The following is a 20,087-nucleotide window of genomic DNA, read 5'->3' on the forward strand; positions in this document are numbered from 1 at the left end:
CAGTGTCACGGCTCAAGGGTGAGCGTTGATCCTTGGCGTGAGCTGTAAAGAAGCTGTCAACGCGGTTTGGCCAACGGAAACGGCAGCGTCTCGCGAATGCTGCGCCCCGTGATCAGCATGACGACGCGGTCGACACCCATGCCCAGACCGCCCGTGGGCGGCATCGCGTATTCCATCGCCTGCAAGAAGTCCTCGTCGAGTTCCATAGCCTCCGGATCGCCGCCTGCAGCCAGCAGCGACTGCTCCTGTAACCGGCGCCGCTGCTCGACTGGATCGGTGAGCTCGCTGTAGGCAGTGCCGAGTTCGACTCCCCAGGCGACCAGGTCCCAGCGTTCTGCGACGCCGGGAATGCTGCGGTGCGGTCGCGTCAACGGCGACACGGATGTCGGGAAGTCCTTGTAGAACGTCGGCGCTTCGGTGCGGTCCTCGACCAACCGCTCGTAGAGTTCCAGCACCACCGCGCCGGCGTCCCACTGCGTCAGGTACGGAATGCCCGCGGCGTCACACAGTTTGCGCAGACCCGGCAGCTCCGTCTCGGGGCCGATCTGCTCGCCGAGAGCCTCGGAGACCGCATCGTGCACCGTCTTGACCGCCCACTGACCGGAGATGTCGACAGGCTCGAGTCCCCCACCTTCCCGTGGCCGGTAGAACACCTGCTCACCGTTGGCAGCCACGGCCGCGTTCTGTATCAGCTGCTGACAACCATCGATCCAGACGTTGTAGTCCGCATGCGCCTGATACGCCTCCAGCAGCGTGAATTCGGGGTTGTGGCTGAAGTCGACGCCCTCGTTGCGGAACGCCCTGCCCAGCTCGAAAACCCGCTCGACGCCGCCAACACAGAGTCGCTTGAGGTACAGCTCGGGAGCGATACGCAGGTAGAGGTCCAGATCGTAGGCGTTGATGTGGGTGAGGAACGGTCGGGCGTTGGCACCGCCGTGGATCTGTTGCAGGATCGGCGTCTCGACCTCGAGGAATCCCTTGGCCACCAGGGTTTCCCGAATGGCGTGCAGCACTCCGCTGCGTGCGCGGATGAGGTCACGAGCCTCGGTGTTGATCGCCAGATCGACGTAGCGGGCGCGCACACGGGCTTCCTGGTCGGTCAACCCCTTCCACTTGTCCGGTAGCGGGCGCAGGCATTTGCCGATCATCCGCCAGTCACGCACCAGGAGTGAGCGGACGCCCTTCCGGCTGTAGCCCATCGTGCCCGAAACCTCGATGAGGTCGCCGAGATCGATGGCGTGGGTGAAGTCGGCCGTCGTCGCCGATTCGAGCAACGAATTGTCCAACAGCAGCTGGACTTCCCCGGACCAGTCGCGCAACTGGGCGAAGAGCACGCCGCCGTAATCGCGGCTGCGCAGCACCCTGCCCGCAACCCTCACCGCGGCATCGTCGTCTGCGTCGATCGCCTCGGCGATCGTGTGCGACGGAGGCGTGCCGACGGGATAGGCGTCGATCCCGTTGTTCTGCAACGCCTTCAGCTTGGCCATGCGCACCCGGACCTGCTCCGGCAGCCGCGGCCCCTCGGCGTCGGGTAGATCCGCCGCCAGGCCGCTGAGGTCGGGGGCGGTGCCGTCGTGGTGCAGCAGTCCGGTCGCCATCAGATCCCGCGGTACCGCGGTGTGGTGTCCGGTGTGAGGCTGTTCGTGGCGTCGCGAGAAGGGCAACACCAGAAAGCCTTCGGCGATCACTGACGCCACCCCGACCCGGGGCACCAGTCGGGCATCGTCGTAGCACGCGTAGCGCGGCACCCACTCCGGTTGGTATTTCATGTTCGAGCGGTACAGCGTCTCGAGCTGCCACCATCGCGAGAAGAACACGAGCAGGCTGCGCCACAACCGCGCGATCGGCCCAGCGCCGAGCTGAGCGCCCTGTTCGAACGCCGAGCGGAACATGGCGAAGTTCAACGAGATCCGCGTGATGCCGATGTCTTCGGCCTGCATGCACAGTTCGCTGACCATCAGCTCGATGGTGCCGTTGGGGGACTGGGGTGAGCGGCGCATCAGGTCCAGCGAGACGCCGTTGGTGCCCCACGGCACCAACGACAGCATCGCCACGACTTCAGCATTCCCGCCCGACCGCCCGGCCTCGTTCCGGAGCGCCTCCACCAGCAGGCAGTCACCGTCGGCCGGGTCGCCGAGCCTGCCCAACGCCATCGAGAAGCCGCGCTCGTCGTCGGTGTCGCGCCAGGCATCGGCGCGGGCGATGACATCGGCCATCTCCTCGTCGCCGAGATCGCGGTGCCTGCGGATGCGGACGCTCGCGCCCGCACGCCGCGCCCGGGTCACGGCCTGCCGGACCGCGCGCATATCGGGCCCGGAGAGCCGGAAGTTGTCGGGATACAGAATCGCCTCGTCGCCGAGTTGCAAGGCGTTGAGCCCGGCCTCACGGAACGCCTCGGCGCCCGCCGAGCTCGCGCCCATCACCCCCGGAGCCCAGCCATAGGTCTGACACAGCGCGAGCCACGCCTCGATCGCCGCCGGCCACGCCTTGGGATCACCCACCGGGTCCCCACTGGCCAGGCACACACCGACTTCCACGCGGTAGGTGATGGCGGCGCGCCCGTTGGGCGCGAACACCACCGCCTTGTCGCGGCGCGTCGCGAAGTAACCGAGCGAGTCGTTCTTGCCGAACAACTCCAGCAGCCCGCGCAATGCGGATTCGTCCTCACCGGTCAGTGCGTTCTCGGCGCGCTGGGACTGGAACAGCACGATCGCCGCGACCATCAGGGCCAGCGCGCCGAACAGCCCGAGCAGCGCGTTGATCAGGACATGCGGATGACCGGTGAAATTCGAGGAATCCGCGCCCGCGAACGCGCTGACCCGGTTCAACGCGTACCAGAACCGGTCGCCGCGGGCCAGCGTGCCCGGGAAGACCTCGAGCAGGCCCCATCCGATCGCGGTGCCGATCGCCATTCCGGCGACCAGCACGACCGCCGCCTTCAGGAGAGCGCCGCGGCGCACCTTCGCCCAGAACTCGCCGCGAGCCAGCAACAGGAACAGAATCGCGGCGAGGTGGAAGACCAGCCCGATGACTTCGCCGATCTCCTCGACCACCGACTCGTCGCCGGACACCAGGGCTGCGACATTGAAGGCGATCGCGCCCACCATGTAGCCGACCAGGATCCACCAGGCGATCCGCTTACGCGCGGCGAGCGCCGCGGCCAACAGCGCCAGCACGAACGCCCACGCGAAGCTGGTATCGGGGAAATTGAAGAGGTAGTCGTTGACGAACTCGCGCGGAACCCGGATGACCGACCGCACGAACGGCGAGACGCTGGCCAACAACGAGAGTGTGGCGATGATGCCGACCGTCCAGCCCGCCGCCGCGGGCACCCACCAGTACCTCGACCTGCGGCGGGTGACGGGCAGGCTGGCGACGGTCATAGGCCGCGACATTATTCGCTCAGGACGCCGAATGGGTGGCGACTCACGACCAGACGGGTCCGGTGTATTTCTCGCCGGGTCCTTGCCCTGGTTCGTCGGGCGATGCGCTGGCCTCACGGAACGCCAACTGCAGCGACCTGAGGCCGTCACGCACCGGCCCGGCATGGGGTCCGAGATACTCCGCGGACGCGGTGACAAGGCCGGCGAGCGCGGTGATCAGCCGGCGCGCCTCGTCGAGATCACGGTACGGGCTGTCGTCAGGATCGTCGGCCGACAACCCGAGCTTCTCGGCGGCAGCGCTCATCAGCATCACGGCCGAGCGGGTGATCACCTCGACGGCCGGGATGTCGGCGAGCTCACGAACGGCTGTGCCGTTCAGATCGCTGGAGCCGTCCGAACCGTGCAGGTCACCTGAGTTCGAGTCGTCGGTCATGCTGCTAGACTGGCATGCGCGACCGTCCCGGCAAACGCCAGGGACAGCAAGTGGAGTCCCCCTCCCACCGCTGGCCAACGGACATTCTTCGAAGGCTCAGCGGTCCGGTCACAGGCGTCAGTGCCTGTCCTGGTCGGCTGTGGGCCCTGCTGCGAGCAGGGCTTTTCTGTTCGGTTGAACAGAGCTGACGGAGTGGGCTCCTTGAGGACAACATAGGAGGCCCCATCAGCACTGAGACCCGCGTCAACGAGCGCATCCGCGTACCTGAAGTCCGCTTGATCGGACCGGGCGGTGAACAGGTAGGCATCGTGCGCATCGAAGATGCCCTCCGCGTCGCCGCGGATGCCGATCTCGATCTCGTCGAAGTAGCACCGGATGCCAAACCCCCGGTCTGCAAGATCATGGACTACGGAAAGTTCAAATACGAGACGGCTCAGAAGGCGCGCGAGTCTCGCAAGAACCAGCAGCAGACCGTCGTCAAGGAACAGAAGCTCCGTCCCAAGATCGACCCGCACGACTACGAGACCAAAAAGGGTCACGTGATCCGCTTCCTGGAGGCAGGGTCCAAGGTCAAGGTGACGATCATGTTCCGCGGCCGCGAGCAGTCGCGACCCGAATTGGGCTTCCGTCTCCTGCAGCGGCTGGGCGCCGACGTCGCCGACTACGGCTTCGTCGAAACCTCCGCCAAGCAGGACGGCCGCAACATGACGATGGTGCTGGCCCCGCACCGCGGCGCGAAGACTCGCGCCAAGGCGGCGCAACAGGCCGAAAGCTCTGCAGAGCCGGCCCCCGCACCCGAAAGAAACAGTTAGAACGACAGAGCAGAGGACCTATGCCCAAGGCGAAGACCCACAGCGGCGCATCGAAGCGGTTCCGTCGCACCGGAACCGGCAAGATCGTGCGCCAGAAGGCCAACCGCCGCCACTTGCTCGAGCACAAGCCGAGCAAGCGCACCCGGCGACTCGACGGCCGCACGGTTGTGTCGGCCGCTGACAATGCCCGCATCAAGAAGATGCTCAACGGCTGACCACGACACACGTACGACCTGAACGAAGGACATTCCCATGGCACGCGTCAAGCGCGCAGTCAACGCCCAGAAGAAGCGGCGGACAATCCTCAAGGCCTCCAAGGGCTATCGGGGTCAACGGTCGCGGCTGTACCGCAAGGCCAAAGAGCAGCAACTGCATTCGCTCAACTACGCCTATCGTGACCGGCGCGCCCGCAAGGGTGAGTTCCGCAAGTTGTGGATCTCGCGCATCAATGCCGCCGCCCGCGCCAACGACATCACCTACAACCGACTCATCCAGGGGCTGAAGGCCGCTGGCGTCGAGGTGGACCGCAAGAACCTCGCCGAGATCGCGGTCAGCGATCCGACGGCGTTCACCGCGCTGGTGGAGGTCGCCAAGGGCGCACTGCCCGAGGACGTGAACGCGCCGTCGGGCGAGGCTGCCTGACGCTCACCGAACGCTCCGCCCGGGTGGTCGCAGCGGTCAAGCTGCACCGCCACGTTGCGCGACGCCGCGCCGCACGCTTCCTCGCCGAGGGGCCCAACCTCGTCGAGGCAGCGCTGCGGCGCGGACTCGTATCCGAGGTCTTCGCCACCGAGGACGCCCTGGACCGGTTCGGTGCGATGCTGGCGGACGTGCCGGTGCATCTGGTGACCGAACGCGCCGCGAAAGCCTTGTCGGAGACCGTGACCCCCGTCGGCCTGGTGGCCGTGTGCTCGACGCCAAAGACGTCGCTGCCCGATGTGCTGGCCGATGTGCCGCGGCTTATGGCCGTCGCAGTCGAGATGTCGGAACCGGGCAACGCCGGCACGTTGATCCGAATCGCCGACGCGATGGGAGCCGACGCCGTCGTGTTCGCCGGGCACAGCGTCGACCCCTACAACGGCAAATGCCTACGTGCCTCGGCGGGCAGCATCTTCGCGATTCCCGTCGTCACCGAGAACGACGCCGCCTCGGCGGTGTCGGACCTCGCCGGCGCCGGCCTGCAGGTGTTGGCGACCACCCTCGACGGCGAGACGTCATTGGACGATCCCGCTCTGGAGGCCGCACTGGGCGAGCCGACGGCGTGGTTGTTCGGGCCGGAGGCCCACGGTCTGCCTGCGGAACTGGCGGCATCGGCCACGCACCGCGTCCGCATCCCGATGCCGGGTGCCGCCGAAAGCCTCAACGTGGCCGCCGCCGCGGCGATCTGCCTGTATCAGAGCGCGCGGGCACAGCGCCTATAGCGTCGAAGCGCGTTGTGTCACTGCGACGCTCAAATCGGCCCACAACCTTAGCTCGGCGAAGTATTGTGCGGCGATGCGTCGATTCGACTACATCATCGCGGGCGCCGGCTCGGCCGGGTGCGTACTGGCGAATCGGCTGTCCGCCGACCCGGCGACAACGGTGCTGCTCGTCGAGGCCGGCGGTCCCGACCGGCATCCGATGCTCCACGTGCCCAAGGGCTCGGGCATGTTGTTCGAGAACGAGAAATACGTCTGGCGCTATGCCACGACGCCGTTCGGGCCGCGACGACGGCGCGAATTCTGGACGCGTGGAAGGGTGATCGGCGGTTCGAGTTCGATCAACGGCATGGTCTACAACCGTGGTAACCGGGCCGACTACGACGAGTTGGAGCGGCTGGGCAACAAGGGGTGGGGCTGGGATGAGATCCTGCCCATCTTCAAAGCCATGGAGGACAACGCGTTCGGCGCCTCGCCCACCCGAGGCGCGGGCGGACCGCTGCACATCTCGGTGGCGGCCGAGCAGGACATCGTCAGCCAGGAAATGGTTCAGGCCGGTGCCAACGCCGGGCTTCGTCCGCTCGACGACATCAACGAGAGCGACGAGCCCCGCATAGGCTTCACGCCGGCCACCATCCGCAGGGGGCGCCGGGTGAGCGCGGCCGACGCCTTCCTCCGGCCGGCGATGCGACGGCCGAACCTCACCGTTCTCACGCGGGCAGAGGTGTGCCGCGTCGGCATCGAGAACGATCGCGCCACAGGCATCACCGTTCGAATGCCCAACGGCGCGCGGTCCGAGTTCCAGGCCAACTGCGAGACGATCCTCGCCCTCGGCAGCATGGGCAGCCCGAAACTGCTGCAGCTGTCGGGCATCGGACCGCGCGAGGTACTCGACCGTGCCGGGGTCCAGGTGCTGCTCGAACGTGCGAAGGTGGGCAGGCAGATGCGCGAACACCGTTGCTTCGCGCTGAAGTATCGGCTCAACGCCGAGCTCGGATACAACCGGCAGCTGTCCAGCCGGGCCGGGCAGGCCAGAAGCGCCGCGCGCTATCTGGCCAGGCGCCGGGGCTCGCTGGCGACGCCGACCTTCGATGTGCTGGCGTTCATGAAGACCGTACCGGACATGCCGCGGGTCGACGGACAACTTCTGTTGGGGCCCTTCACTATTCCGGCCTACAACGACGGCGAGCCGGTGGCCCTCGAGCGTGACCCCGGGGTGTCCTGCCTGGGCTTCACCCTGCGGCCCACCTCGGAGGGCAGCGTCGCGATCACCGCCGCGGATCCGGCGGCGCCGCTGCTGCTCGACCCGAGTTACCTCACCAGCGACCACGACCGCAGCACCACCGCGAACCTTCTGCGCCGGGCAAGGGAGTTGTTCGAGCAGTCACCGATCGCCGAGCACATCGACCACGAGACCTTCCCTGGACCGCAGGCGCAGAGTGACGACGAACTCGTCGACGCGGCGCTGGACGGCGGCTACTGCGGATACCACGCCATCGGCAGCTGCGCCATGGGCCCCAGCGACGACGACATCGTCGACGATCGGTTGCGGGTGCGGGGCCTCGAGGATCTGCGTATCGTCGACTGCTCGGCGATGCCGATCATGTTGGCCGGCAACCTGAACGGGCCGGTGATGGCCATGGCCGCCCGCGCCGCGCAGTTCATCGTCGAGGACCGCTGAGGCGTCAGGAGCTGAGCAGACCCCGCGCCACGTGGGTGATCTGCACCTCGTTACTGCCGGCGTAGATCATCAGCGACTTGGCGTCGCGCGCCAGCTGTTCGACGCGGTACTCGGTCATGTAACCGTTGCCACCGAACAACTGCACCGCGTCCATCGCCACGTCGGTGGCGGCCTGCGAGCAGTACCACTTGATCGCCGACGCCTCCGGCAGTGAGATCGGCACACCGGTCTGCGCGGCCTCGATCACGCGAAACAGAATGTTGCGCACGTTCATCCGCGCCACCTCCATGTTCGCGAGCTTGAGCTGGATCAGCTGGAACTGTCCGATCTCTTGGCCCCACAGCGTGCGGCTCTTGGCGTAGTCGACACACAGCCGCAGGCACTCCTCGATCACGCCCAACGACATCGCTGCGACACCGATACGTTCGGCGCTGAAGTTCGACCGCGCGCTGGAGCGACCATCGGAACTGGCTCCGTCCCCTTCGGTTTCGCCGAGCAACCGGTCCCGGCCTAACCGCACGTTGTTGAAGAACAACTCACCGGTGCGTGAGCTGTGAATCCCCATCTTGCGGAACGGTTTCGACTGCACGAAACCCTCCATACCGCGGTCGAGAACGAAGGTCAGCACCTTGCGGTCGCGCTTGTCGACGCTGGGGTCGCCCTCGTCGAGCTTCGCGTACACCACTACGACGTCGGCGTCGGGGCCGTTGGTGATGAAGGTCTTCTGGCCATTGAGGATGTAGTCGCCCGATCCATCGGAGGCACGAACCACATAGGACTTCATGCCGCCGAACGCATCGGAGCCCGAGTCGGGCTCGGTGATCGCCCATGCGCCGACCTTGTCGTAGGTGACCAGATCGGGCAGCCAGCGCTCCTGCTGGGCCAGCGTGCCGCGGCTCATGATCGTCGGTACCGTCAGCCCGAGGCTGACCCCCATGCCGGTGACGACGCCCATCGACACCCGGCACAGCTCGCTGACCACGACGAACCCCATCCCGCCGGAGCCCTCGCCGAACATGCCGCCGCCCGAGGACCTCTCCGACGAGCCGCCGCCTTCGCGGAGCCGGTCGAGGCGCTTGTTCAGCGACTCGCGGGCCATGTCGGCGATACCGAACGTCGCGAACAGCTTGCGGACGATGGGGTAGGGCTCCATCTCGCCGCTTTCCAGCGCATCGACGTGGGGGCGGATTTCCTTGTCGACGAACTCGCGCACGGCATCGCGCACGGCGAGATCGACATCAGACCATTCGAGCATGCACTCACGCTGCCTTATGGCGTCCGCGGGCCGGACGCAGCCCCGCCAAAGAGAACGTCGTGTGCACCAGCGAGCCCGCCCGGCCGAGCAGCGACTTGCGGGGCGGGACGTAGTGCATCGGCAGCCCGCGCCGGTCACTCGGCGGCGCCATGAACGCCGGCGCCTCGACCAGTGGAGCGTCGTCGGGAAGACGGCCCTGCGCGCGCCGGTAGGCGGTCAAAGCCCTTGGGTGCAACCGGATTTCGTCGGGCACCGCCACGAACGCCAGCTCTACCAGCTTGCCGAACAGGCGCAGGAGCACCTCGTCTCCCGGCGTCCACCGCATGTTGGCCTTCTCGCGGAGGGCTTCGTCGAACACGCCTGCCGCGATCCAGCGCTGCGCGCCCACCATCGGCTTGAAGATCTGATCCCACAGCCCGGTGGGCATCAAGACGAACCACGGCTTGGGAATGCGGATCGAGAAGATGTCGAGCGTCGCGCGGTTGATCTCGAGCTCTTCGCGGCACTTACGGTCCCAGTACTCGCGGAACTCCTCCCAGCTCTTCGGCACCGGTCGCATGCTCATGCCGTACATCCGGTACCACTGCACGTGCTCGTCGAACAGCTGGCGTTTCTCGGCTTCGGTCAGCCCGCCGCAGAAGTACTCGGCGGTCTTGATGATCAGCATGAAGAAGGTGGCGTGTGCCCAGTAGAACGTCTCGGGATTCAACGCGTGGTAACGCCGGCCTTCGCCGTCCACACCCTTGATCGTGGTGTGGTAGCTCTTGATCTGTTCACCGGTCTGCGTGGCGCGTTCGCCGTCGTAGACCACACCCATGATCGGATACACCGAGCGGGCGACGCGCTGCAGCGGCTCGCGGAGCAGGATCGAATGGTCCTCGACGCCCGCGCCGAGTTCCGGGTACATGTTCTGCACGGCGCCGATCCACACACCCAGCAGCCCGGTGCGCAGATCGCCGAAGTATTTCCACGTCAACGAGTCGGGCCCCAGGGGGTTGGCGGTGGTGCTCGCGGTCATGTGATTCCTTCGCTGAATGGCGTCGAACACCACGATAATGTTGACAACTAACGTTGTCTACGACATCCGGCGGTGTCGTCCGGCAGTGTTATCCATGCTCTATCAGCGGGCCACAGGCCTGTAACCAGCAAATGTGCTCTCAAACTTCACGGACGGGCGACGAGGGCAACTCGCACGCAGGTGAAAGCCCCCAGACCAGCGCATAACCCGCTCGGCTTCGTTAATCGGCGGTCGCTTTCGCAAAGCGTCGTTGCAGCGCCGAGAAACGGCCGCATAGGCTCGCACCGTGGATGTCGAGTCGTTCGATGAACGGTCGGGCAGCATCGGCGAAGTCGAACAGCTACCGGATCAGCCTGTGCGGTCGCAGGGTTCGCAGATTCCCCGCAGGTGGCTGAAGAACCCCAACCGCAACCCGGGTGTCATCGCTTTCTTGCGACGGACGCGGCGCGCGTTGCCTGGTGATCCGGAGTTCGGCGACCCGCTGTCGGCCGACGGGGTGGGTGGGCCCCGGGCGGCCGCCCGCGCCGCCGATCGGCTACTCCAACGCGACGCGGCAACCCGCGAGGTGAGCCTCGGCGCGCTCCAAGTGTGGCAGGCCCTCACCGAGCGCGTGTCCGGAAAACCGGCCAATCGTGAGACGACGCTGGTGTTCACCGATCTCGTCGGGTTCTCGGCGTGGTCGCTGAACGCGGGCGACGAGGCCACCTTGCGGCTGGTCCGTCGCGTGTCACAGGTGGCCGAGCCACCCCTGCTGGAGGCCGGAGGTCACATCGTCAAGCGCATGGGCGACGGTCTGATGGCGGTGTTCTACGACCCGACTACCGCGGTGCGGGCCGTGATCGCCGCACGTGAGGCGGTGAAAACTGTTGAGGTCGATGGTTTTACGCCCCGGATGCGGGTGGGCGTGCACACGGGCCATCCGCAGCGCATCGGGTCGGACTGGCTCGGCGTCGATGTCAACATCGCGGCCCGCGTGATGAGCCGTGCGACCCGCGGAGAACTGGTTGTGTCGAAAACGACGCTGGACCGTATCCCGGACGAGGAACTCGAATCGCTCGGCGTCGAGCCCCAACGCCTCCGCCGGCAGCTCTTCGCGCCCAAACAGGACGGTGTGCCCACCGATTTCGTCATGTACCGGCTGAAAACCGTCAAGCACCTGCCGGCTGCCGGAAACGACGAAGAGCACCCCACGGCGGAATAGCGGTTCGCCCCGCCGGTGGGCGGTCGAGGCCAATCGGTACATCGCCTATGATCGCCGGGTGGCTGATCAGCCCGTAGACCTGTCCGAAGACGCGCTGGCCGAGGCTGTCAGCGCCGCTGAGCGCGCGTTCGACGCGGCCGTCGATCTCGATGCGCTCGCGCGCGCGAAAACCGAGCATCTGGGCGACCGGTCTCCGATCGCGTTGGCGCGCCAGTCGCTTGGGTCGCTGGCCAAGGCCGACCGGGCCGACGCGGGTAAGCGGGTCAACGTCGCGCGCACACGGGCGCAGAGCGCGTATGACGACAGATTGGCGGCGCTGCGGGCAGAGCGGGATGCCGCGGTGCTGGTGGCCGAGCGCATCGACGTGACGCTGCCGTCGACCCGGCAACCGGTCGGCGCCCGCCACCCGATCACGATCCTGGGCGAGCGCATCGCCGACACGTTCATCGCGATGGGGTGGGAACTCGCCGAGGGACCCGAGGTCGAGACCGAGCAATTCAACTTCGATGCGCTGAACTTTCCTCCCGACCACCCGGCGCGCAGCGAGCAGGACACGTTCCACATCGCCCCGGAGGGGTCGCGGCAGGTGTTGCGCACGCACACCTCGCCGGTGCAGATTCGCACGCTGCTGGAACGCGAGCCGCCGGTCTACATCGTCTCGATCGGGCGCACGTTTCGAACCGACGAACTCGACGCCACCCACACGCCGGTCTTCCATCAGGTCGAAGGCCTGGCGGTGGACAAGGGGCTGACGATGGCGCACCTGCGCGGGACACTGGACGCGTTCGCCCGCTCGGAGTTCGGCCCGCAGGGCCGCACCCGGTTCCGTCCGCACTTCTTCCCGTTCACCGAGCCGTCGGCCGAAGTCGACGTCTGGTTCGAGAACAAGAAGGACGGAGCCGGCTGGGTGGAATGGGGCGGCTGCGGCATGGTCAATCCAAACGTGCTGCGCGCCTGCGGGATCGATCCAAACGCCTACTCCGGCTTCGCCTTCGGTATGGGCTTGGAACGAACTCTGCAGTTCCGTAACGGGATTCCGGACATGCGCGACATGGTCGAAGGTGATGTGCGGTTCTCCCTGCCGTTCGGGGTAGGGGCCTGATGCGGCTGCCGTACAGCTGGCTGCGCGACGTCGTGCGGGCCGGGGCTCCGGGTTGGGACGTGAGTCCCACCGAGCTCGAACAGACGTTGATCCGCATCGGCCACGAGGTCGAGGAGGTCATCCCGGTCGGGCCCGTCACCGGCCCGCTGACGGTGGGACGGGTCGCCGCCATCGAGGAGCTCACCGAGTTCAAGAAGCCCATCCGCGCCGTCAAGGTGGATGTCGGCGATCCCGAGCCGCGTGACATCGTTTGCGGCGCAACGAACTTCGCTGTCGGAGACCTGGTCGTGGCGGCACTGCCCGGTACCGTGCTGCCAGGCGACTTCTCGATCGCCAGCCGCAAGACCTACGGACGGATCTCCGATGGGATGATCTGCTCGACGGCCGAAATGAACCTCGGCACCGACCATTCGGGCATTCTCGTGCTGCCTCCTGGCACCGCCGCACCGGGCACCCCGGCCGCCGACGTTCTCGGCCTCGACGACGTCGTGTTCCACCTGGCCATCACGCCGGACCGCGGCTACTGCCTGTCGGTGCGCGGTATGGCCCGTGAGGTCGCCACCGCCTACGACCTCGACTACGTCGACCCCGCCGACGTGGCGCCGCTACCAGCCGAGGGCGAGGCGCTGCCCGTGTCGATCGAACCGGGTACCGGTGTACAGCGCTTCGGGTTGCGCCCGGTGAGCGGCATCGATCCCTCAGCCGTTTCCCCGTGGTGGTTGCAGCGCCGGCTTCTCCTGTCCGGCATCCGGGCGATTTCGCCCGCAGTGGACGTCACCAACTACGTGATGCTCGAACTGGGCCACCCGATGCACGCCCACGACCGAAGCCTCGTCACCGGAGGCTTCCGCGTGCGGTTCGCCGAGCCGGGGGAGACCGTGGTCACCCTCGACGACGTCGAACGCCGTCTCGATTCGGCCGATGTGCTGATCGTCGACGACGTCGCGACCGCCGCGATCGGCGGCGTGATGGGCGCGGGCACCACCGAGGTGCGCGACACCACCACCGACGTGCTGCTCGAGGCCGCCGTGTGGGATCCGGCCGCCGTGTCGCGCACCCAGCGGCGACTGCGCCTGTACAGCGAGGCCGGCCGGCGATACGAACGCTCCGTGGATCCGGAGATCTCGGTCGCCGCGCTGGACCGCTGCGCCACGCTGCTGGCCGAGATCACCAACGGCACGGTCGAACCCACGCTGACCGATTGGCGCGGTGAGCCACCCCGAGACGACTGGTCGCACCCGCCGGTCACGATGGCGACCCACCTGCCCGACCGCACCGCTGGTGTCGAATACGCCCCGGGCACCGCCGAACGGCGGCTCACCCAGATCGGTGCACAGGTCGTCGCCGCCGACGGAATCCTCACCGTCACCCCGCCGAGTTGGCGACCCGACCTCGTCCAGCCCGCCGACCTCGTCGAAGAGGTGCTGCGCCTGGAAGATCTGGAAACCATCCCGTCGGTGTTGCCGCTCGCCCCGGCCGGTCGCGGGCTGACCCCGGTGCAGCGGCGACGGCGTGCGATCGGTAAGTCGTTGGCACTCAACGGTTTCGTGGAGATCCTGCCCACGCCGTTTTCGTCCTCGGACGTCTTCGACGAATGGGGTCTGCCCGCCGACGACAGCCGCCGGACCACGATCAACGTGCTCAACCCGCTGGATTCCGACCGCCCGCAGTTGGCCACCACTCTGCTGCCCGGGCTACTGGAGGCGTTGAGCCGCAACGTGTCTCGCGGCACTGTAGACGTCGGTTTGTTCGCGATCCAGCAGGTCGTCAAGCCGACGCCAGACACCCGTTCCGTCGGGCGGATACCAACCGACCGGCGGCCCAGCGAGGACGAGATCGCTGCGCTGAACGCGTCGCTGCCGGAACAGCCCCAGCACGTCGGCGTGGTGTTGGCGGGGCTGCGCGAGCCGGCAGGCCCGTGGGGGCCGGGCCGGGCGGTGCAACCCGATGACGCGTTCGAGGCGGTGCAGGTGATCGCTCGCGCCGCTGGTGTCGAGTTGAGCCTGCGCGCCGCGCAGCACCTCCCGTGGCATCCGGGCCGCTGCGCCGAAGTGGTGCTGGGCGACCGAGAGAGCGGGCCCGTCGTCGGCCACGCCGGTGAACTGCACCCCGCGGTCGTCGAACGGTCGGGACTGCCCAAGCGCACATGTGCCCTCGAACTGGATCTGGACGCCATACCCATCGTCGAACGACTCCCGGCTCCGAAAGTGTCGCCGTTTCCCGCGGTGTTCCAGGACATCAGCCTCGTCGTCGACGAAGACGTCGCCGCGGCCGCCGTGGTCGACGCGGTCCGGGCGGGCGCGGGGCCGCTGCTCGAGGACGTACGGCTCTTCGACGTCTACACCGGCCCCCAGGTCGGCGGGGGCCGCAAGTCGCTGGCGTTCGCGCTGCGCTTCCGTGCCCCCGATCGCACCCTCACCGAGGACGAGGCCAGCGCTGCGCGGCAAGCGGCCGTGGAGGCCGCAGCGGAACGGGTCGGCGCCGAACAGCGCCGCGGATAGTAATGAATTTGCATAGATATGCATAAACATGCAGAATCGCTGCATGGTTTCAGTCGCGGTAGCGGGCGCCAGCGGTTACGCCGGCGGTGAGATCCTACGCCTCCTGCTCGGTCATCCCGCCTATGCCGACGGGCGGCTGACGATCGGCGCGCTGACCGCGGCCGCGAGCGCGGGCACCCCGCTGGCCGAGCACCATCCCCACCTGTTGCCGCTGGCCAACCGCGTGCTGCAAGCCACCGACGAAGAGGTGCTACGGGGTCACGACGTGGTCTTCCTGGGGTTGCCGCACGGGTATTCCGCTCAGCTGGCCGCACAACTGGGCGACGACACCGTGATCGTGGACTGCGGCGCCGACTTCCGGCTCACCGACGCCGCGGCGTGGGAGCGGTTCTACGGGTCGGAGCACGCCGGAACCTGGCCTTACGGACTGCCCGAGTTGCCTGGTGCGCGCGACCGGCTGCGCGGTGCGAAGCGGATCGCGGTGCCCGGTTGCTATCCGACCGCGGCCCTGCTGGCGCTGTGGCCCGCCGTTGCCGAAGACCTCGTCGAGCCGGCCGTGACCGTGGTGTCGGTCAGCGGCACCTCGGGGGCGGGCCGGGCCGCCAAGACCGATCTGCTCGGCGCCGAGGTGATCGGATCCGCGCGGGCCTACAACATCGGTGGCAAACACCGGCACACACCGGAGATCGCCCAGGGCCTGCGCGCGGTCACCAACAAGGACATCACCGTATCGTTCACGCCGGTGCTCATCCCCACCTCTCGCGGCATCCTGGCCACCTGCACCGCGCACACCGACGCCCGGCTCTCGGAGATCCGCGCCGCTTACGAAAAGGCTTACCACGCCGAGCCCTTCGTACACCTGCTGCCGGGAGGGCAACTGCCGAAGACGGGATCGGTGCTCGGCAGCAACGCCGCCCAACTGGCGGTCGCCCTCGACGACGACGCGAAGACGTTGGTCGCCGTCGCCGCGATCGACAATCTGGTCAAGGGCACCGGCGGGGCCGCGGTGCAGTCGATGAACCTGGCGCTGGGCTGGCCCGAGACCGAGGGGCTTTCGATCGTGGGCATGGCACCGTGACGACTGACACCCGACTGCTTCGCACGCAGGGCGTCACCGCCCCCGAGGGCTTCCGCGCGACCGGGATCGCCGCGGGCATCAAGGCATCCGGGGCGCTGGACCTGGCGTTGGTGTTCAACGAGGGGCCCGACTACGCTGCCGCGGGCGTGTTCACCCGCAATCAGGTCAAGGCGGCGCCGGTGCTGTGGAGTCAGCAGGTGCTCACCACCGGCCGTCTGCGCGCGGTGATCCTGAACTCCGGCGGCGCCAACGCCTGCACCGGACCGCAAGGATTCCAGGACACCCACGCGACCGCCGAGGCGGTCGCGGCAGCGTTGAGCGACTGGGGCACCGAAACCGGCGCGATCGAGGTCGCGGTCTGTTCGACCGGGCTGATCGGGGACCGGCTGCCGATGGACAAGGTGCTTGGCGGCGTGACCGAGATCGTGCACGAGCTGGCGGGTGGACTCACCGGCGGCGAGGAAGCCGCACGGGCCATCATGACCACCGACACCGTGCCCAAGCAGGTCGCGCTGCACCACGCCGGCAACTGGACCGTCGGCGGGATGGCCAAGGGCGCGGGCATGATCGCCCCGTCGCTGGCCACCATGCTGTGCGTGATCACCACCGACGCCGCCGCCGGTTCGGAAGCGCTGCAGACCGCACTGACTCGCGCCGCGGCGCTCACGTTCGACCGGCTCGACGTCGACGGCAGCTGTTCCACCAACGACACGGTGCTGCTGCTGGCATCGGGCGCCAGCGCGATCACCCCCAGCCAGAGCGAACTCGACGAGGCGATCCTGCGGGCGTGCGACGACCTGTGCCAGCAGTTGCAGGCCGACGCCGAAGGCGTGACGAAGCGCGTCACCGTCGCCGTGACCGGCGCGGCGTCGGAGGACGAGGCACTGACCGCCGCCCGCGTCGTCGCCCGCGACAGCCTGGTCAAGACAGCGCTGTTCGGGTCCGACCCAAACTGGGGCCGCGTCGTGGCCGCCGTCGGTATGGCACCGGTGACGCTCGAACCCGACCGAATCACGGTGTCGTTCAACGGCTCTGAGGTGTGCGTGAACGGGGTGGGCGCGCCGGGTGCCCGCGAGGTCGATCTTTCCGGCGCCGACACCGAGGTCACCGTCGACCTCGGCGTCGGTACGGCACAGGCATCCATCCGCACCACCGACCTCTCGCACGGCTATGTCGAAGAGAACTCGGCGTACAGCTCATGAGCGTCGAAACCCCGATCAAGGCAAAGGTTCTGGCCGAAGCGCTGCCGTGGCTGAAACAACTGCACGGCAAGATCGTCGTGATCAAGTACGGCGGTAACGCGATGACCGACGACGTGCTCAAGGCCGCGTTCGCCGCCGACATGGTCTTCCTGCGGAACTGCGGTGTGCACCCCGTCGTCGTCCACGGCGGGGGTCCGCAGATCAGCACGATGCTCAACCGCCTGGGAATCCAGGGCGATTTCAAGGGCGGGTTCCGGGTCACCACGCCCGAGGTGCTCGACGTGGTGCGCATGGTGCTGTTCGGTCAGGTCGGCCGGGAACTGGTCGGTCTGATCAACGCCCACGGCCCCTACGCGGTGGGGGTCACCGGCGAGGACGCCCAGTTGTTCACCGCGGTGCGGCGCAGCGTGACCGTCGACGGCGTGGCCACCGACATCGGCCTGGTCGGCGACGTCGAGAGAGTCAACGCCGGATCGCTGCTGGATCTCATTGCGGCCGGCCGGATTCCGGTGGTGTCGACCATCGCCCCCGACGCTGATGGGGTGGTGTACAACATCAACGCCGACACCGCCGCCGCGGCGTTGGCCGAGGCGCTGGGCGCCGAGAAACTGCTGATGCTCACCGACGTCGAGGGCCTGTACACGAACTGGCCCGACCGCAGCTCGCTGGTCAGCGAGATCGACTCCGCCGCACTGACTCAGATGCTGCCGACGCTGGAGGCGGGGATGGTGCCGAAGATCGAGGCGTGCCTGCGCGCGGTCACCGGCAGCGTGCCGAGCGCACATGTCATCGACGGCCGCGTCGAGCACTGCGTGCTGGTCGAACTGCTCACCGACGAGGGGACGGGGACGAAAGTGGTGCGGTCATGAGTCTGCTGGAGCGGTGGCAGGCCGTGATGATGAACAATTACGGCACCCCGCCGCTGGCGCTGGCCAGCGGTGACGGTGCGGTGGTGACCGACGTTGACGGCAAGACCTACCTCGACCTGCTCGGCGGCATCGCGGTCAACATCCTGGGTCACCGAAACCGCGCGGTGATCGAAGCGGTGACCGCTCAGCTCGACACGCTGGGCCACACGTCGAACCTGTATGCCACCGAACCCGGTGTCGCGCTGGCCGAAGCGCTGGTCGGTCACGTCGGCCATCCGGCCAAGGTGTTCTTCTGCAACTCCGGCACCGAAGCCAACGAAGTCGCCTTCAAGATCACACGCCTCACCGGGCGCACGAAACTCGTTGCCGCGCAGGGTGCTTTCCACGGACGCACGATGGGGTCTCTCGCGCTCACCGGCCAGCCGTCGAAGCAGGCGCCGTTCGCGCCGCTGCCGGGTGATGTGACCCATGTGCCGTACGGCGACCTCGATGCATTGGCGGCCGCTGTTGACGACCACACCGCGGCGGTGTTCCTGGAGCCGATCATGGGCGAAGGCGGGGTCGTGGTCCCGCCCGCGGGTTACCTCGTCGCCGCCCGCGAGATCACCGCGCAGCACAACGCACTGCTGGTTCTCGACGAGGTGCAGACCGGAATGGGGCGCACCGGAGCGTTTTTCGCGTATCAACACGACGGGGTCACTCCCGACATCATGACCCTGGCCAAGGGGCTGGGCGGTGGGCTGCCGATCGGCGCATGCATCGCGACAAGCAGAACCGCGGAGCTGCTGACGCCGGGATTGCACGGCAGCACGTTCGGCGGCAATCCCGTCTGCACCGCCGCCGCGCTCGCGGTGCTGCGGGTGCTGGCCGAGGACGACCTGATCAGCCGCGCCGACGTGCTCGGCAAGACGTTGTCAACGAGCATCGAGGCACTCGGACATCCGCTGATCGATCACGTCCGTGGCCGCGGCCTGCTGCTCGGCGTGGTGCTGAGCGCTGAAGCCGCCAAGGCCGTCGAGGCCGCGGCCCGCGATGCCGGTTTCCTCGTCAACGCCGCGGCGCCCGACGTGATCCGGCTGGCCCCGCCGCTGGTGATCAGCGAGCCTCAGGTCGACGACTTCCTCACCGCGCTTCCCGCGATCCTCGACACGGGCCTCGAAAAGGGCGCAACATCATGACCGCAACCATCCGGCACTTCCTGCGTGACGACGACCTGAACCCCGACGAGCAGGCCCAGGTGCTCGCCCTCGCGGCCGAGTTGAAGGCCCAGCCGTTCAGCCGCCGCCCGCTGGAGGGGCCGAGCGGCGTGGCGGTGATCTTCGACAAGAACTCCACGCGGACCCGGTTCTCGTTCGAGCTGGGCATCGCCCAACTCGGCGGCCACGCCGTCGTCGTCGACGGCCGCAGCACTCAGCTGGGTCGCGACGAGACGTTGCAGGACACCGGCCGGGTCCTCTCGCGCTACGTCAAGGCGATCGTGTGGCGCACCTTCGGACAGGACCGGCTGACCGCGATGGCGGCGGGGGCGAGCGTGCCCATCGTCAACGCGTTGTCCGACGAGTTCCACCCCTGCCAGGTGCTGGCCGATCTGCAGACGCTCGCCGAGCGAAAAGGCAGCCTCTCGGGTCTGCGGATGTCCTACCTCGGCGACGGTGCCAACAACATGGCACACTCGCTGATGCTCGGCGGGGTCACCGCAGGCCTACATGTGACGGTCGCGGCACCGGCCGGCTTCCAGCCGCATTCGGACTTCGTCGAGGCCGCGCGGAAGCGGGCTTGGGAAACCGGTGCGACCGTCACCATCACCGAGGACCCGCACGCCGCGGCCGACGGCGCCGACGTGCTGGTCGCCGACACATGGACCTCGATGGGTCAGGAGAACGACGGCCTGGACCGGGTGGGGCCGTTCCGGCCATACCAGGTCAACGGCGCCCTGCTGCGGCGTGCAGACACCAATGCTGTTGTGCTGCACTGCCTTCCGGCGCATCGCGGTGAAGAGATCACCGACGACGTCATCGACGGGGACCAGAGCGCGGTGTGGGACGAAGCCGAGAACCGCCTGCACGCGCAGAAGGCACTGCTGGTGTGGCTGCTGGAGCGAGCAGGAGTCGAGCGATGACGCCGCGAAGACGAG

17 protein-coding genes are annotated in these 20,087 nt (G+C 67.7%); 13 read left to right on the plus strand and 4 right to left on the minus strand.

Annotated features, from left to right (window positions below; translation table 11 throughout):
• Positions 1-56: 56 nt before the first annotated feature.
• Positions 57-3,383, minus strand: coding sequence for a bifunctional lysylphosphatidylglycerol synthetase/lysine--tRNA ligase LysX (gene lysX / locus AU193_RS19605; protein ID WP_064424020.1), 3,327 nt, complete (start codon positions 3,381-3,383; stop codon positions 57-59).
• Between the two features lie 43 nt (positions 3,384-3,426).
• Complete coding sequence (locus AU193_RS19610; protein WP_064424021.1) at positions 3,427-3,816, minus strand: DUF1844 domain-containing protein; 390 nt, start codon at positions 3,814-3,816, stop codon at positions 3,427-3,429.
• A 224-nt stretch (positions 3,817-4,040) separates the two neighbouring features.
• On the opposite strand from AU193_RS19610, the gene infC reads away from it, so the two are divergent.
• From infC to AU193_RS19635, 5 genes are all read left to right on the plus strand, one after another.
• Positions 4,041-4,628 (plus strand): translation initiation factor IF-3, encoded by a 588-nt coding sequence (infC, locus tag AU193_RS19615; protein ID WP_172798370.1) that lies wholly within the window; start codon positions 4,041-4,043, stop codon positions 4,626-4,628.
• A 20-nt stretch (positions 4,629-4,648) separates the two neighbouring features.
• Positions 4,649-4,843 carry a 50S ribosomal protein L35 gene (gene rpmI, locus AU193_RS19620; RefSeq protein WP_064346257.1) on the plus strand — a complete coding sequence of 65 codons (195 nt, stop codon included), beginning with the start codon at positions 4,649-4,651 and terminating at the stop codon, positions 4,841-4,843.
• 37 nt (positions 4,844-4,880) lie between these two features.
• The gene (gene rplT, locus AU193_RS19625) at positions 4,881-5,270 is read left to right on the plus strand and encodes a 50S ribosomal protein L20 (RefSeq protein ID WP_064424023.1); all 390 of its coding nucleotides are present in this window, start codon (positions 4,881-4,883) and stop codon (positions 5,268-5,270) included.
• 23 nt (positions 5,271-5,293) lie between these two features.
• Positions 5,294-6,049: an RNA methyltransferase gene (locus tag AU193_RS19630; RefSeq protein WP_064424024.1), complete on the plus strand. Its 756-nt coding sequence runs from the start codon at positions 5,294-5,296 to the stop codon at positions 6,047-6,049.
• 73 nt (positions 6,050-6,122) lie between these two features.
• Complete coding sequence (locus tag AU193_RS19635; protein WP_064424025.1) at positions 6,123-7,727, plus strand: GMC family oxidoreductase; 1,605 nt, start codon at positions 6,123-6,125, stop codon at positions 7,725-7,727.
• 4 nt (positions 7,728-7,731) lie between these two features.
• Here AU193_RS19635 and AU193_RS19640 read toward each other — a convergent pair whose 3' ends face one another.
• Entirely contained in the window at positions 7,732-8,982 is a 1,251-nt protein-coding gene (locus AU193_RS19640; protein WP_064424026.1) for an acyl-CoA dehydrogenase family protein, read from the minus strand.
• 4 nt (positions 8,983-8,986) lie between these two features.
• Complete coding sequence (locus AU193_RS19645) at positions 8,987-10,000, minus strand: oxygenase MpaB family protein (RefSeq protein ID WP_064424027.1); 1,014 nt, start codon at positions 9,998-10,000, stop codon at positions 8,987-8,989.
• Positions 10,001-10,286: 286 nt separating this feature from the next.
• On the opposite strand from AU193_RS19645, the gene AU193_RS19650 reads away from it, so the two are divergent.
• The 8 genes from AU193_RS19650 to argF are packed head-to-tail and all read left to right on the plus strand — an operon-like array spanning position 10,287 to position 20,072.
• On the plus strand, positions 10,287-11,201 hold the full coding sequence (locus tag AU193_RS19650) for an adenylate/guanylate cyclase domain-containing protein (RefSeq protein ID WP_082683062.1): 915 nt from the start codon (positions 10,287-10,289) through the stop codon (positions 11,199-11,201).
• Between the two features lie 58 nt (positions 11,202-11,259).
• Positions 11,260-12,303: a phenylalanine--tRNA ligase subunit alpha gene (gene pheS, locus AU193_RS19655; protein ID WP_064424028.1), complete on the plus strand. Its 1,044-nt coding sequence runs from the start codon at positions 11,260-11,262 to the stop codon at positions 12,301-12,303.
• Positions 12,303-14,804: a phenylalanine--tRNA ligase subunit beta gene (gene pheT / locus AU193_RS19660; protein WP_064424029.1), complete on the plus strand. Its 2,502-nt coding sequence runs from the start codon at positions 12,303-12,305 to the stop codon at positions 14,802-14,804. Before pheS ends, pheT begins: the two co-directional genes overlap by 1 nt.
• 28 nt (positions 14,805-14,832) lie before the next feature.
• Entirely contained in the window at positions 14,833-15,882 is a 1,050-nt protein-coding gene (argC, locus tag AU193_RS19665) for an N-acetyl-gamma-glutamyl-phosphate reductase (RefSeq protein WP_064424030.1), read from the plus strand.
• The gene (gene argJ, locus AU193_RS19670; protein WP_064424031.1) at positions 15,879-17,084 is read left to right on the plus strand and encodes a bifunctional glutamate N-acetyltransferase/amino-acid acetyltransferase ArgJ; all 1,206 of its coding nucleotides are present in this window, start codon (positions 15,879-15,881) and stop codon (positions 17,082-17,084) included. The genes argC and argJ overlap by 4 nt, the downstream gene beginning before the upstream one ends.
• On the plus strand, positions 17,081-17,953 hold the full coding sequence (gene argB, locus AU193_RS19675) for an acetylglutamate kinase (protein ID WP_064424032.1): 873 nt from the start codon (positions 17,081-17,083) through the stop codon (positions 17,951-17,953). Before argJ ends, argB begins: the two co-directional genes overlap by 4 nt.
• Entirely contained in the window at positions 17,950-19,131 is a 1,182-nt protein-coding gene (locus tag AU193_RS19680; protein ID WP_064424033.1) for an acetylornithine transaminase, read from the plus strand. Before argB ends, AU193_RS19680 begins: the two co-directional genes overlap by 4 nt.
• Positions 19,128-20,072, plus strand: a complete 945-nt coding sequence (argF, locus tag AU193_RS19685; RefSeq protein WP_064424034.1) for an ornithine carbamoyltransferase — start codon at positions 19,128-19,130, stop codon at positions 20,070-20,072. The genes AU193_RS19680 and argF overlap by 4 nt, the downstream gene beginning before the upstream one ends.
• The last annotated feature ends 15 nt before the right edge of the window (positions 20,073-20,087 follow it).

Origin of the sequence: Mycobacterium sp. GA-1285, from assembly GCF_001499905.1 — a bacterium.
Classification (GTDB): Bacteria; Actinomycetota; Actinomycetes; order Mycobacteriales; family Mycobacteriaceae; genus Mycobacterium.

Bases quoted from the DNA above. Each gene is read 5' to 3' on its own strand.
- lysX (WP_064424020.1), bottom strand. From the start codon at position 3,383: ATGACCGTCGCCAGCCTGCCCGTCACCCGCCGCAGGTCGAGGTACTGG.
- AU193_RS19610 (WP_064424021.1), bottom strand. From the start codon at position 3,816: ATGACCGACGACTCGAACTCAGGTGACCTGCACGGTTCGGACGGCTCC.
- rpmI (WP_064346257.1), top strand. From the start codon at position 4,649: ATGCCCAAGGCGAAGACCCACAGCGGCGCATCGAAGCGGTTCCGTCGC.
- rplT (WP_064424023.1), top strand. From the start codon at position 4,881: ATGGCACGCGTCAAGCGCGCAGTCAACGCCCAGAAGAAGCGGCGGACA.
- AU193_RS19635 (WP_064424025.1), top strand. From the start codon at position 6,123: ATGCGTCGATTCGACTACATCATCGCGGGCGCCGGCTCGGCCGGGTGC.
- AU193_RS19640 (WP_064424026.1), bottom strand. From the start codon at position 8,982: ATGCTCGAATGGTCTGATGTCGATCTCGCCGTGCGCGATGCCGTGCGC.
- AU193_RS19645 (WP_064424027.1), bottom strand. From the start codon at position 10,000: ATGACCGCGAGCACCACCGCCAACCCCCTGGGGCCCGACTCGTTGACG.
- pheT (WP_064424029.1), top strand. From the start codon at position 12,303: ATGCGGCTGCCGTACAGCTGGCTGCGCGACGTCGTGCGGGCCGGGGCT.
- argC (WP_064424030.1), top strand. From the start codon at position 14,833: ATGCAGAATCGCTGCATGGTTTCAGTCGCGGTAGCGGGCGCCAGCGGT.
- argB (WP_064424032.1), top strand. From the start codon at position 17,081: ATGAGCGTCGAAACCCCGATCAAGGCAAAGGTTCTGGCCGAAGCGCTG.
- AU193_RS19680 (WP_064424033.1), top strand. From the start codon at position 17,950: ATGAGTCTGCTGGAGCGGTGGCAGGCCGTGATGATGAACAATTACGGC.
- argF (WP_064424034.1), top strand. From the start codon at position 19,128: ATGACCGCAACCATCCGGCACTTCCTGCGTGACGACGACCTGAACCCC.